Raw genomic sequence first — 12,720 nt, 5'->3', positions numbered from 1 at the left:
GGCGGTGCTGGATCAGGCGGGCGAGGGGGCCTCGAGGTCGTGCTCGGACTCGGCGAGGGCGTCGGCGACCGTGCTGCCCTCGGTCGTGCCCGCCGCTGCTCGCCGGACGTCGACGACCAGTCCCGTGATGTCGGACGTCAGGACGTCGATCGACGTCGCCGCCACCTCGGTGGCGGACAACAGAGTACCGGGCGCCTCATCGCCGAACGCCTGGGTGCGCATCGGCGTCGCGGTGCGCTCGGGGTTGATCACGTTGACCTTGATCTGCTGCGGCGCCCACTCCTCCGAGAGGGCCTGCGTGAGGTTCACGACAGCAGCCTTCGTGGACGAGTACAACGAGTAGTTCTCGCGGCCGCGCGTGTAGGAGGACGACGTGAAGAACAGCAGGTGCCCCTGTGACTCGCGCAGGTACGGGTAGGCGGCGCGAGCGACCTGCACCGGGGCGACGTAGTTGACCGCGATCGACTCGGCGACCTCCTCGTCGGTCGCGTCGCCGAGACGCCCGACCCGCAGCACCCCAGCGGTCAGCACGACCGCGTCGATACGCCCGTGCACGCGCGCGGTGTCGGCGAGCGCTGCGACGATCTGCTCCGGGTCCTGGACGTGCAGGCCGGTCGTCGACCGGCCGTGCGCGACGACGGTCGCCCCCGAGCGCTCCGCGAGCTGGGCGATCTCCGCCCCGATCCCGTACGAGCCGCCGAGCACGACGACCGTGCGGCCTGCGAGCGACTGCGAGCCGACGGGGTCGGCGTCGTGCTGCGGGGCGGTCTGCGACGCGAGCTGGAAGAGCTTGTCCGCGATGAACAGATCGACGGGGTGGGTCACCTTGAGGTTGTGCTCCGCGCCCGCGACGGTCTTGATCGGCACCTCGGGCAGGTACTTCAGCACCACGCCGCAGTCGTCGGTCGCGGAGAAGTATGGGTCGTCGAGCGCCTTGGCGTAGGCGGCGCGGAGCACCGAGAGGCGGAAGGCCTGCGGCGTCTGCCCGCGGCGCAGCACGCTGCGGTCGGGGATGGAGGTGATGATCTCGTCGGGACCGACCGCGACGATCGTGTCCGCGGAAGGTATGACCACGTCGACCGCGCCGAAGTCGTCCAGGGCGTTGACGCAGTCGGCGATGATCCGCTCGTCGAGCAGGGGCCGCACGGCGTCGTGCAGCACGACCTTGATCTCGTCCGATCCCAGCGCGTCGAGGACCTTGCGCGTGGTCTCGTTCCGCGTGGATCCACCTTCGAGGATTCGGGTGACCTTCGCGAAGCGACTGCCGAGGAGGGTGGCGGTCTGCTCGGACCAGCCGGGGGTGATCATCACGATGAGCTCGTCGATGTCCGGCGACGCATTCATCGCAGCGACCGTGTGCTCCAGGATCGTCCGCCCGGCGACCTTGACCATCTGCTTGGGGATGCTCAGGCCCAGCCGGGCCCCGACTCCTCCGGCAAGGACGACACCGATGGTGCGCACGACGTTCCTCTCGCTCGACCGCGCTCACGCCCCGTGATCGCGTCCCTAGGGTAACGAACCCCGGCAGGGTGCCCGCCCCCTCAGCGTCGGCTCACGAGATCGAGGTGACCCACGCCGCCTTGAGGCCGAGCTCGGCACGCATGGCGTCCGCCTTGCCTGTCACGATGCGGGTCGTGCCGTCCGGTGCGGTGGCAACGAGCGTACGGAGTTGCCCGCCCGGCCACTTCTGGGCGATCTTGATGCTCAACACGTCATTCAGTCCGAAGATGCGTCGCGCCGACGACTGGCTGAGTGTCGCGGTCCACGCCTTGTTGGGGTTCCCGGGTGCCCTGAGCGACCATGGGTCGGATACGCTGCGCTCCCACGGGATTGTCGACGACCACACGTCCTCGCTGTTCCCGGTGCCTCCACCCGATGCCGAGTAGTAGTGCGTCGCGATCGCTGCGCCCTTGTATGTCAGCACCTGCGCCGATGCGGCGCTCGTGACCGTGCGATCGACGGCGGCGACCCACAGCTTGCCCCACTGCGCGCCGGAACCCTCACTCTCCTTCTTCCAGCCGGTGAAGTTCTGGTCACGCACGTCGTCCACGAGATGGCAGTCGCACCCCGCCTTGCGTGTGCCCGTCTTGGTCAGGGCGTAGCTGCGCGCGGCGATGGCCTGCGCGGCGAGGGCGTGCGTGCCCTTCCCGGAACCCCAGGAAGACGGCATCTCGGCGATCCCGTAGAGGTAGTCGGTGTTGAGCAGCAGCTCGTTGACGACATTGAGCTTCCCCCCGATCACCGTGGCGGTCAGCTCGCCGTGGCGGTAGGCGCCCTGGGCGCCGGAGATCGACGCGACGGCCTTCGTCGCGGTGCTGTGCCAGGCATCCGTGCCGCTCCAGAACAGCCGGATCCGCGCCGCCGAGAGCGTGCGGCTGCCCTGCGTCGCCCGGACCTGGGTTCCGACGACCTTGAGCGCAACCGGCTGAGACGCCGTGCCTTCGAACGCAGCCGAGCCGTCCTGTGTCCGCACGCGCCACAGTCCCGCGCTCACCGTGAACGTCGCGGACGTGGCCGTGTCGGCATAGCCCTTGAACCTGTAGGGCTCGGGTCCGAGGATCTGCACGGCGACGGTTTTCTTCGTCGTCCTGGTCGCGACGTCGGCACCGGTGTAGTAGTGCTCGAGGACGCCAGCGGCGGTACTACCGGCCAAGGCCATCGCGTACGCGCCGTACTGCGACATCCCCACGCCGTGACCGTACCCGGACCCTGTGACGTTGAATGACGACGGACCGGACACGACCCGGACGGTCGCGGTGGGGCTGATGCGGGACCCGTCGTGGTTGACCAGGCGGTAGTTCGCCGTGACGGACGGCGTCACAGTCGTCGTCCCGCGGCCGTGGACAATCGTGACCGTGCGGGCGCTGACCCAGGAAGACCCTGCCTTGCGCTGCAGCGTCAGCACGGCAGTCGGCACGGGCGCTCCGCCCTTGACGTACCACGCTGACAGAGTCGTGGCTGCTCCGGCGGCGACGGAGCTCTTGCCCGCGACGGCTGCGTGGACGTAGGTGGAGGCGACGGCGACGCGCAGGATCGACGACACCTCGCTCCCGTCGTGGTTTGCCACCCGGTACGAGGTGTTTCCGTTCGGGGCGAGGGTGTAGGTCCCCGAGCCGGCTCGCACGGGAAACGTGCGGACGGTTCGCCAGCCGGTCGGGGAGTGTTTCTGCAGCTTGAGCGTCGCGTGAGCGACGGGTGTGCCGTTCTTCGTGTAGGTCGCGGTCAGCGTCGTCGTCTGCAGCGGGTTGATGGTTGCCGGCCCGGTGAGGCGCGCCGTCACCGCGCTCGAGGCGCCGCTCGCCGGCGCTGTGGCGAGCCCGGTGAGCACGAGTGCAGCGGCAACCACGCTCGCGACCCGGCTCAGGTGCAGACGGCTGCGGGATGGCATGGCAGGCTCCTTCGGTGCGACGACCGAGCCAGGGTAGGCGAATCCAGGCCCGTGGACCGGGCCTGTGCGGTACGCGTCTATTATGGTTCGTCGGTCGGTCCGTCAAGGTCCGGTCGTTGCCTCGTCCTCGACAGATTGGTTCCCCCGCGACGTGAGTGCACCCACGCGTTCCTCGGGGCAGGCGTCGCAGGTCAAGACGACGGCCGCGAGCACTGACGCGATTCCTGTTCGCCCGACTGCCGCGGCACCCGAGAACGGGGCGCTGCCTGCGCCACTCGGGCCCTTCGCGGAGAGCGAGCAGATGCGAGCGGTCGCCGTGGCGAGCGGCCTGCGCCAGATGGGCGTGCGACCTCCGGTCGGCGAGTACGTGCGCTCGGTGTGGGCCCGGCGAGCCTTCATCCGCACTCTCGGCTCGGCGAAGGCCTACGCGCGCAACCAGGGCTCGTACCTGGGTCAGCTGTGGTCGGTCCTCAACCCGTTGCTGAACTCGATCGTGTACGTGGTCATCTTCGGCGTCATCGTGCCGACCACGCGGGGTGTGAACAACGGCATAGCCTTCATCGTCGTCGGGGTGTTCATCTACAGGTTCTTCGAGTCGTCGGTGTCGGCGGGGGCGAACTCGCTCAAGGGGAATCTCAACCTGGTGCGATCGGTCCACTTCCCGAGGGCCTCGCTGCCGGTCTCTACGACGCTCACGGAACTGACGACGCTCGGACCGGCACTCGCCGTGATGTGCGCCATCGCGTGGCTCTCGGGGTTGCTCCCCGAGATGGAGGAGGTGCCGATCACGTGGCGGCTGCTGCTCCTGCCCGTCGCGATCGGGCTCATGTTCGTCTTCAACATGGGCTGCGCATTCTTGGTGGCCCGATGGGTCGCGATCACGCCGGACCTGAACAACGTGATTCCGTTCGTCCTCCGGTTCGTCTTCTACGGCTCCGGTGTCCTCTTCAGCATCGAGCACATCGTCAAGTACCCCGTCATCTCGCACGTCCTCGCGTACCAGCCGGTCGCGGTGTTCCTCAACCTGACGCGCTCGACGGTGCTCGACGAGCCGTCGATCCCGCTCGACTGGACGATGTGGGTGGCCGGCGCTGTGTGGGCCGTCCTGGCGCTGGGCATCGGCTTCCTCGCCTTCTGGCGTGGCGAAGAGCGCTACGGACGGGAGTGAGATGAGCATCCCTGAGGAGATCGACTTCGAGGTCGACGCCGAGGACCTGAGCGAGTTCAAGCCCAACGGGCGGGAGCTGGGCGCGCCGTCGCTCGTCGTCGACGACCTGTACGTCACGTACCGCATCTTCGGGGGCAAGCGCGTGGCTGCCGGTCAGGGCAGGCCGGGCGTGCTCAAGCGCGTGCTCAACCGCAGCACCGTGCACATGGGGGGCCTCACGTCGGTCGAGGCTGTACGCGGCATCTCGTTCATCGCCCGCCACGGAGAGTCGATCGGCATCGTCGGGGTCAACGGCTCGGGCAAGAGCACGCTGCTGCGCGCGATCGCCGGCCTCATCCCCCCCACGGAGGGTTCCGTCTACGTCTCTGGGGAGCCGTCGTTGCTCGGGGTCAACGCGGTGCTGATGGGATCACTCACCGGTGAGCGCAACGTGATGATCGGTGGCCTCGCGCTCGGGCTGTCGCCCGAGGAGGTGCGGGCCAAGTTCGACGACATCGTCGAGTTCTCCGGGATCGGCGACTCGATCTACCTGCCGATGAATGCGTACTCCTCGGGGATGAGCGCGCGCCTGAGGTTTGCCATCAGCGCTGCGGCTGTCCCCGACGTGCTGATGATCGACGAGGCGCTCGCCACCGGCGACGCCGCATTCCGGCGGAAGAGCAAGGACCGCATCGACGCGATTCGCGACGAGGCGGGTACCGTCTTCCTCGTCAGTCACTCGCTCGCGACGGTCGAGAGCATCTGCGCGCGGACGCTGTGGATACATCAGGGCAAGCTCGTCATGGATGGACCGTCGACCGAGGTGTGCGCCGCCTACAAGGCCTTCGTCAAGAAGCAGGACGGCTGACGCACGACCTCGAGCGGCAGTGACTGTCTGCTGCGGCCCTGGAGTGAGGAGATCAGCTCCGCAGTGCAGCGACCTGCGCAAAGGTGGGCAGCAGGTCGGTCTCGAGTGCCTCGACGAGCGAGGGCGCATCGGCGTCCTTCTGCGACAGCTGCGGCGTGATCGCCGAGCCGTCCCTGGCAGTCGTGGGCCACGCAATGCCTACGGTCTCGTCCAGCGGGTGGATCCCGTGCTCGCGGCCGGGCGTGTAGCCCGTCGAGCACAAGTAGAGCACCGTGGAGTCGTCCTCGAGGGACATGAACGCGTGGCCCAGTCCTTCGGCGAGGTAGATGGCCCGGCGATCGACGTCGTCAAGGAGCACGGCGTCCCACTTCCCGAAGGTCGGGGATCCGACCCGGATGTCGACGACGACGTCGAGCACCGCTCCACGTGCGCAGGTGACGTACTTGGCCTGCCCGGGAGGGACGTCCGCGAAGTGCACTCCGCGCACGACGCCCGCCGCAGAGACCGAGAGGTTGGCCTGCGCGAGGTTCAGAGCGTGCCCAGCGTGCTCGGCGAACGGGGCGTCCTTGAACCACTCCAGGAAGACGCCTCGTGGGTCGCCGAACTGCTGCGGTGTGATCTCCCATGCGCCAGGCACGGCCAGCTCTCGGTAGTTCATGACTCTCCTCGGTCGAGTGATCGGTCAGGCCAGCAGGGGAGCGAGCTCGGGCGCGAAGGCGTGAACGTCGAAGTGGAAGTCCGACTGGAAGGCTTCGTGGAGGTAGGCGCCAGGCTTCGGAGGTCGGATTGTCGATGTGCCCCAGAAGTAGTGAAGCTCATTGCCGTTCGCGGCGGCGAACAGGAACTCGTTCGCGGCAGTGTAGGCGTCGCCCGAGATGATGATGATGCGTGCTGACGGCGCGAACATCATGTTGAACATGCCACTTCCGCCGAAGCCCGCGACGATTCGCGCCCGGCTGAACATGGCGCGCTGCTCCGCGTAACCGTGCTCCTCGGGATAGATCACGGAGAAGCCGGCTGCGGCGAAGTAGCGCTCGACCTCTGGAGTCTCGATGCAGTCGCGCTTGCCTGACGTCCGGCGCGAGATGAAGATGCGCTCGTTGTCCGTCGGCGGGGCGGCGTCCGGCAGACCGGCGCTGAGCCGGGTCCAGAGCTCTGCCATCTCGGGCGCGACGTAGAACGGATTCTCGAAGGCGGGGGTGACGCTGAGGAGCGTCTCGACGTCGACGGCCTCGTGTGGCCCGACGACCTCGGCGGTTGCCGGATCCATCCCCAAGGCGGCCAAGATCTGACCCTGGTACGACGGCATCCCGGCACCCTCGGTTCGCACGGTGAGGAGCGGCCGGATGCCGGGGTGCTCGCGACGCGCGAGCTCCCAGCCCCATAGACGCGCGAGGACCTCCGTCGTGATGTGACCGAAGTGTGTCGGGTAGGTGCAGTCGATGTAGTAGTACGCGCCGCGAAGTTTCCGCCGGGACGTCGGCTGGGCACGGCGCAGCAGCCGCCCGAAGTCTCTGCTGACGCCAGCCAGCTGAGGATGGCTCAGCGTCGGCTGCAGCGGATGCCGGAACGCGTCGGGCAGCACGTAGTCGCCCCCATAGGTCAGCAGCTGACGCACAGACGCACGTGGCCACCGGTAGGACCGCAGGTGAAGAGCTGGAACATCAATCGTCTGGTTGCTCCCGAGCGCTGGCCCCGTGCCGTGCGCCGTCACGGATCCCTGTGCGGCGAACTCGCGCGGGAGGACGGTGTGAAGCACGTCGCCCCACTCCGCGCCGTAGCGCTGGGTGAGTACCCGGTCGGCCTCGGCGTCACGCAGCTTGAAGTAGAAGTGCCGCCGGCGGGTAAGGCTAGCGACTGCGCTCGACGACGACGCGACGACGACAGCCTGGGCGAGCTCGGCGTCCGGCACGGGGGCCGACCGTCGCATCTCGACCGAAGCGGCAAGCGCCGTGAGGCCGTCGAGCAGGGCGGTGACGTTCGAGCCCGCGTGCCGCTCGCCTGGCTCGCGCACGAGGTAGGTGCCGTCGACCTTGACGAAGTACGCCAGGGATCGCAGGGCGGCGACCTTGTCCGCCTGATCGACGAGCATGTCGAGGGCGGCATCGAACCTGGGTAGCTCTGCCACGACGCGAACGCGCTCGGACGGCGTTGCGGCTAGGTGAAGGGTCACATTCTGCGGGATGGGGTCGCCGGCAGGATGCGTCGCCACAAGTGCGTGAACCGTCGCACGGTGAAGTCGTGCAGCGATCTCTCGGACCGACGCCAGGTCGTCCGACACGACGAGCACGGCTCCAGGCGCATCGAGCGCCGCCACGGCTTCGGCGAACTGCAGGGAGCCCGCGGTCCCACGCGGCCGCTGGCCACCGGCCGCACTGCCGCTGCGGCGGAACGGTAGGGGGGTCAAGGGGCGTTCTCCTGGCGGTGATCGACTGCGGGACGTGTCACAGTATCGGCTAGCGCTCGTCCGGAGCGCGTCGGCAACGTCGAGGAGTGCGCGTGCGCTGGGTGGTGACAGGGGCGAGGGGGATGCTTGCCCGCGACCTGCTGGAGGTCCTTGGTGCGCGATCAAGCGACGAGGTGGATGCGTTTGGACGCGCCGAGCTCGATGTCACGGCACCGGCCGCGGTACGCGCGGCGCTCGTAGGTGCCGACGTCGTCGTGAACTGTGCCGCGTACACAGCGGTCGACGCCGCGGAGTCAGACGAGGCCACAGCCTTCTCCGTCAACGCTGCTGGGGCGGCAGTCGTTGCCGCGGCCGCCGCCGCGGCCGGGGCACGCCTCGTCCACGTCAGCACCGACTACGTTTTCGACGGGACCGCGTCGTCTCCCTACGGTGAACGCGAGGCGCTCGCGCCGAAATCTGCCTACGGCAGGACCAAGGCCTCCGGCGAGTGGGCGGTGCGCGCTGAGAGCCCTGACGCGATCATCGTGCGAACCGCGTGGCTCTACGGTGCGGGTGGTCCGTGCTTCCCCAAGACGATCGCGCGCGTCGCTCGTGAGCGCGGTGGCCTGGACGTGGTGGACGATCAAGTGGGGCAACCGACGTGGACGAGTGACCTTGCGGAGCTCATCGTGCGACTTGTCGTCGCCAACGCCCCGGCCGGGACCTACCACGGGACTTCCTCAGGCGAGGTGTCCTGGCACGGGTTCGCCCGAGCCGTCGTGATCGCGGCCGGCCTCGACCCCGCGATCGTCGTCCCGACGACAAGCGACGCCTTCGTCCGCCCGGCGCCGCGCCCGGCCTACTCGGTTCTGGGCCACGATGCTCTCGTCGCCGCAGGAGTCCAGCCGATCGGTCCATGGGACGAGCGTTGGGCGCTCGCGGCGGACGCGGTGCTCGGTCAGCGCCCCTCGGCGATCAGCCCCAGCAGGTAGGTCCCGTAGCCGGACTTCACGAGCGCCTCGGCGCGCACCCGCAACTCGTCGTCCGTGAGGAACCCGCGGCGCCAGGCCACCTCCTCCGGCGAGCCGATCTTCGTCCCCTGCCGGTGCTCGACCGTGCGGACGTAGTCGGATGCCTCGATGAGTGAGTCGAACGTACCGGTGTCGAGCCACGCGGTGCCGCGGGGCAGGACACCGACCTGCAGGCGCCCCTGCTCGAGGTAGGTGCGGTTGACGTCCGTGATCTCGTACTCGCCGCGCGGCGAGGGCCGCAGGTCCCGCGCGATGGCGACCACGTCGTTGTCGTAGAAGTACAGACCCGGCACGGCGTAGTTGCTCTTGGGGGCCGTAGGCTTCTCCTCGATCGAGAGCGCGCGGCCTTGCTCGTCGAACTCGACGACGCCGTACGCCGTCGGGTCGGCCACCCGGTACGCGAACACCGCACCGCCGTCCACAGCTGCGAAGCGCTGCAGCTGGGATCCCAGGCCCGGGCCGTAGAAGATGTTGTCGCCGAGAACCAGCGCAGCGGGCTCCGAGCCGAGGAAGCTCTCGCCCAGCACGAATGCCTGCGCGAGGCCGTTCGGCTCCGCCTGCACGGTGTACTGGATGGAGATCCCGAACTGCGAGCCGTCACCCAGCAGGCGGCGGAACTGCTCGGCGTCGTGCGGCGTCGTGATGATCAGCACATCGCGGATGCCCGCGAGGATCAGTGTGGACAGCGGGTAGTAGATCATCGGCTTGTCGTAGACCGGGACGAGCTGCTTGCTCACTCCGAGGGTGATGGGGTGCAGTCGGGTGCCGGATCCACCGGCCAGGATGATGCCTCGCATGGGCCCATCCTTGCCGATGTGAGCCACTGTCGGCTCATCGCCGCTCAAGTCGGTCCTTCCGGCAACCGATTCCCGGCTGTGCCGACCGGCGCGCGAGTCTGTCAGGAAGAGGAACCCATGCCTGTGCGTCCGACGGCCCTGCGAGCCGGCATCGCCGCCGTCCTCGGTGGAGTCCTTGCCCTCGGCTTCGTCGCCCCCGCGAACGCGGCCCCGCAGACGTCGACCGTCGTCTCGCACGAGGCGGCCGCGAAGGTGGTCAGGACCAAGGTCACCGCCTCCCCGAAGTCGCTCAGCGTGGTCGCCGGGAAGCGGGCGAAGTTCTCCGTCAGCGCGAAGGGCACCAAGCTCAGCTACCAGTGGTACGTCCGCAAGCCCGGCAAGTCCTCGTACGCGAAGGTCGCCGGCGCCAAGACGCGGACCTACGGCGTGACGGCGATGAGCAGGATCGACGGCGCGCGCTACCGCGTGGTCGTCACGGGGGCCAAGGGCACGGTGACGTCGAAGTCGGCCGCCCTGGTCGTGGTCTCGAAGCCGAAGATCATCACCGACCCGGCCGACCGCCAGGCGAGGAGCGGGGACAAGGTCACGTTCTCGGTCAAGGCTGCCGGGCACGGCCTGACGTACACCTGGCGGATCGCCAGCATGGAGAGCCTGGACTGGCAGACCCTTCCTGGCACGGGCCGGTCCGTCACGCTCACGGCGCGATCGGCGCTCAACGGCAGCCTCGTCGAGGTCGTCGTGAGGAACAAGGCCGGCAGGACCGAGAGCCTGCCGGCGTTCCTCGACGTGACCTCGACGGCGTCCGACCCGTACACCCCCGGGTCGATGGGTGTCGCGGGGGAGTGGGCGCTGGTCGTCGAGCACTCGGACCTCGACGCCGACGCCGAGGTCGCCGCGGCGTCGCCGGCGAACCCCGCGGCGCCGGCCGGCTCGACGTACGTCACGACGACGGTCCTCGCGTGCAACTTCTCGGACGAGGGGACGCCCGCCCCCGCCACCGTCCGCCTGCGAGGCAAGGACGGTGCGCTCTACACGACCACCGGAGTGGCGCTGCCGGCGGTCCCCGCGGCGATGACGAAGAAGTACAGCGACGCCGCCGAGTTCGGCTGCTCGCTCTCCACGGTGGGCGCGCTCGCACCCGACTCGGTGATCGCCGGCGCCGTCTGGGCGGCGAGCGGCCCGGCCACGCGGTACGCCCCCGCCTCCACGTCGTACTGGGCGGCCACGGTCGCCTGACCTGTGACGGACGGCGCACAGGACGGTGCGCCGTCCGGCTCAAGTCGGCGCCCGCAGCAACCGATTCTCCGACGGCGCCGATCGCGCCAGCACACCCGGAAAGAGGAAGCACATGTCTGCTCGTCCCCTGGCCCTGCGAGCCGGCATCGCCGCCGTGCTCGGTGGAGCCCTTGCTCTCGGCCTCGTCGCCCCCGCGAACGCGGCCCCCGTGACCTCCGCGGTCGTCACCCACCACGCCGCCGCCAAGGCGGTCGCGACGAAGGTCACCACCGCGCCGAAGTCGCTCACCGTCGTCGCCGGCAAGAAGGCGACCTTCAAGGTCGGCGCCAAGGGCACCAAGCTCACCTACCAGTGGTACGTGAGCAAGCCCGGCAAGACGTCGTTCGCCAAGATCTCGGGCGCGAAGAAGTCCTCGTACTCCGTGAAGACCTCGTCCAAGCTCGACGGCGCGCGCTTCCGCGTGGTGGTCAAGGGGGCGAAGGGCAAGGTCACGTCGAAGACCGCGAAGCTCGTCGTCGTCTCGAAGCCCAAGGTGACGACGCAGCCGCACACGGTCCTCGTGAAGACGGGCTCCAAGGCCACGTTCACCGTGAAGGCTGCGGGCCACGCTCTGCACTACCAGTGGCAGAAGTCGGTCGAGGGTGGCGCCTGGACGAACGTCTCGGGCAAGACGAGCACGAGCATCGCCGTGAGCACGAGGACCGCCCTCGACGGGACCGACTACCGGGTCGTCGTGAGCAACAAGGCCGGCAAGGTCGCGAGCAAGGCGGCGACGCTGTGGGTCCGCTCCTCGGTCGCCGACCCGTTCGGGATCGGGCAGTACGCGGAGCTGACCGAGTGGGCCCTCGCATCGTTCGGCACCGACGAGGTCACGGCCGGCGCCGTGAGCGCTGGTGCGCACACCCCGCCCGCGGGATGGGGCTACTACGCGCTGAGCACGCGCGTCTACTACGTCGGCGAGGGCACGGGCAACGCTCAGACTGGCCTCAAGGTCGTCCTCGTGGGTGGCGACGGCAAGACCTACGCCGAGGGCGACCCCGCACTCGTCGACTCCGACCCGGTCCTCATCGAGTCGGGCGAGTCCAAGGAGCTCGGCTCGGTCGCCCTTGTCCCGACGAGCGCGCTCAAGGGTGCCGTCTGGAAGGTCACCGACACGAGCAACAACTTCTCGGAGTACCTGGCCGTCAACTGACGCCTCACGCCTCGACGGCGCGCTCGGTCTCCAGCAGGCGACCGCGCGCGCCGTCGTCGTTCGTCAGGCCCGAGAGCGCGGGCCGCCGTGAGTGACGAGCGTCATGTCCGCTGGCCGGGTGAGGGCACTCCCGTAGCAGTCGACGCGGTCGACGACCTAGGACTTGGGGACCAGAGCGGCTGCGTCCGGGCGCGAGAGCATCGACTGCCGCACCTCTGCGCTCTTCGTGAGCAGGTTCGTGGGTGCGCGCCGAGCGGGCCGAACGGACCCCGCCTCCGCAGATCCTGACGCAAGGGGAACTCACCGATGTCTGCCCGACCCGCCGTGCTTCGTGCCGGTCTCGCCGCCACCCTGGGTGGCGCACTCGCTCTGGGGCTCGTGGCTCCCGCCACCGCCGCACCCGTGGCCACGAGCGTGTCGACGGTCAAGACCGTCAAGGTGAGCTCGACGAAGATCGCGACGCAGCCGCGCTCCGCCGCGGCCGTCGCCGGCAAGAAGGCCACGTTCACGGTCAAGGCCAAGGGCTCGAAGCTCAGCTACCGGTGGTACGTCCGCAAGCCGGGCAAGAGCTCCTTCGCGAAGATCAGCGGCGCGACGAAGGCGACGTACAAGGTCGTCGCGTCGACCAAGCTCGACGGCGCCAAGTACCGCGTCGTCGTCAAGGGCGGCACGGGG

11 protein-coding genes are annotated in these 12,720 nt (G+C 69.0%); 6 read left to right on the top strand and 5 right to left on the bottom strand.

Annotated elements, in window-relative coordinates; genetic code table 11:
• Window positions 1–12: 12 nt before the first annotated feature.
• Both D1825_RS12780 and D1825_RS12775 read right to left on the bottom strand, forming a co-directional pair.
• The gene (locus D1825_RS12780; RefSeq protein WP_118767796.1) at window positions 13–1,461 is read right to left on the bottom strand and encodes a bifunctional cytidylyltransferase/SDR family oxidoreductase; all 1,449 of its coding nucleotides are present in this window, start codon (window positions 1,459–1,461) and stop codon (window positions 13–15) included.
• 91 nt (window positions 1,462–1,552) lie between these two features.
• Window positions 1,553–3,388: a SpoIID/LytB domain-containing protein gene (locus tag D1825_RS12775; RefSeq protein WP_118767795.1), complete on the bottom strand. Its 1,836-nt coding sequence runs from the start codon at window positions 3,386–3,388 to the stop codon at window positions 1,553–1,555.
• A gap of 151 nt (window positions 3,389–3,539) precedes the next feature.
• Here D1825_RS12775 and D1825_RS12770 point away from each other — a divergent pair, with 151 nt between their 5' ends.
• Together D1825_RS12770 and D1825_RS12765 are read left to right on the top strand one after the other, a co-directional pair.
• Window positions 3,540–4,556 (top strand): ABC transporter permease, encoded by a 1,017-nt coding sequence (locus tag D1825_RS12770; RefSeq protein ID WP_233549888.1) that lies wholly within the window; start codon window positions 3,540–3,542, stop codon window positions 4,554–4,556.
• Between the two features lies 1 nt (window position 4,557).
• A complete protein-coding gene (locus D1825_RS12765; protein WP_118767793.1) occupies window positions 4,558–5,403 on the top strand; it encodes an ABC transporter ATP-binding protein in 846 nt (281 codons plus the stop codon).
• Between the two features lie 52 nt (window positions 5,404–5,455).
• On the opposite strand, the gene D1825_RS12760 is transcribed toward D1825_RS12765, so the two are convergent.
• Together D1825_RS12760 and D1825_RS12755 are read right to left on the bottom strand one after the other, a co-directional pair.
• The gene (locus D1825_RS12760; protein WP_118767792.1) at window positions 5,456–6,061 is read right to left on the bottom strand and encodes a dTDP-4-dehydrorhamnose 3,5-epimerase family protein; all 606 of its coding nucleotides are present in this window, start codon (window positions 6,059–6,061) and stop codon (window positions 5,456–5,458) included.
• Window positions 6,062–6,085: 24 nt separating this feature from the next.
• On the bottom strand, window positions 6,086–7,720 hold the full coding sequence (locus tag D1825_RS12755; RefSeq protein ID WP_147356267.1) for a glycosyltransferase family 61 protein: 1,635 nt from the start codon (window positions 7,718–7,720) through the stop codon (window positions 6,086–6,088).
• A gap of 182 nt (window positions 7,721–7,902) precedes the next feature.
• On the opposite strand from D1825_RS12755, the gene rfbD reads away from it, so the two are divergent.
• Window positions 7,903–8,781 carry a dTDP-4-dehydrorhamnose reductase gene (rfbD, locus tag D1825_RS12750; protein WP_118767790.1) on the top strand — a complete coding sequence of 293 codons (879 nt, stop codon included), beginning with the start codon at window positions 7,903–7,905 and terminating at the stop codon, window positions 8,779–8,781.
• Here rfbD and rfbA read toward each other — a convergent pair.
• The gene (rfbA, locus tag D1825_RS12745; protein WP_118767789.1) at window positions 8,748–9,617 is read right to left on the bottom strand and encodes a glucose-1-phosphate thymidylyltransferase RfbA; all 870 of its coding nucleotides are present in this window, start codon (window positions 9,615–9,617) and stop codon (window positions 8,748–8,750) included. The genes rfbD and rfbA overlap by 34 nt on opposite strands.
• 117 nt (window positions 9,618–9,734) lie before the next feature.
• On the opposite strand from rfbA, the gene D1825_RS12740 reads away from it, so the two are divergent.
• The 3 genes from D1825_RS12740 to D1825_RS12730 all read left to right on the top strand — a co-directional run.
• Window positions 9,735–10,853, top strand: a complete 1,119-nt coding sequence (locus D1825_RS12740) for an immunoglobulin domain-containing family protein (protein ID WP_138067659.1) — start codon at window positions 9,735–9,737, stop codon at window positions 10,851–10,853.
• A 112-nt stretch (window positions 10,854–10,965) separates the two neighbouring features.
• On the top strand, window positions 10,966–12,045 hold the full coding sequence (locus D1825_RS12735) for an immunoglobulin domain-containing protein (protein ID WP_118767787.1): 1,080 nt from the start codon (window positions 10,966–10,968) through the stop codon (window positions 12,043–12,045).
• A gap of 306 nt (window positions 12,046–12,351) precedes the next feature.
• Window positions 12,352–12,720: hypothetical protein (locus tag D1825_RS12730; protein WP_199721587.1), on the top strand; the 369-nt coding region annotated here is incomplete at its 3' end.

The organism is Cellulomonas rhizosphaerae (assembly GCF_003470205.1).
GTDB lineage: Bacteria > Actinomycetota > Actinomycetes > Actinomycetales > Cellulomonadaceae > Cellulomonas > Cellulomonas rhizosphaerae.
Note: the sequence above shows the minus strand (reverse complement) of the source record. Positions and strands in the feature narration are given on the sequence as shown.

What these genes read in the sequence shown, in the direction of transcription:
- D1825_RS12765 (WP_118767793.1), top strand. Translation starts at nt 4,558, where the DNA reads ATGAGCATCCCTGAGGAGATCGACTTCGAGGTCGACGCCGAGGACCTG.
- D1825_RS12735 (WP_118767787.1), top strand. Translation starts at nt 10,966, where the DNA reads ATGTCTGCTCGTCCCCTGGCCCTGCGAGCCGGCATCGCCGCCGTGCTC.
- rfbA (WP_118767789.1), bottom strand. Translation starts at nt 9,617, where the DNA reads ATGCGAGGCATCATCCTGGCCGGTGGATCCGGCACCCGACTGCACCCC.
- D1825_RS12740 (WP_138067659.1), top strand. Translation starts at nt 9,735, where the DNA reads ATGCCTGTGCGTCCGACGGCCCTGCGAGCCGGCATCGCCGCCGTCCTC.
- D1825_RS12775 (WP_118767795.1), bottom strand. Translation starts at nt 3,388, where the DNA reads ATGCCATCCCGCAGCCGTCTGCACCTGAGCCGGGTCGCGAGCGTGGTT.
- D1825_RS12760 (WP_118767792.1), bottom strand. Translation starts at nt 6,061, where the DNA reads ATGAACTACCGAGAGCTGGCCGTGCCTGGCGCATGGGAGATCACACCG.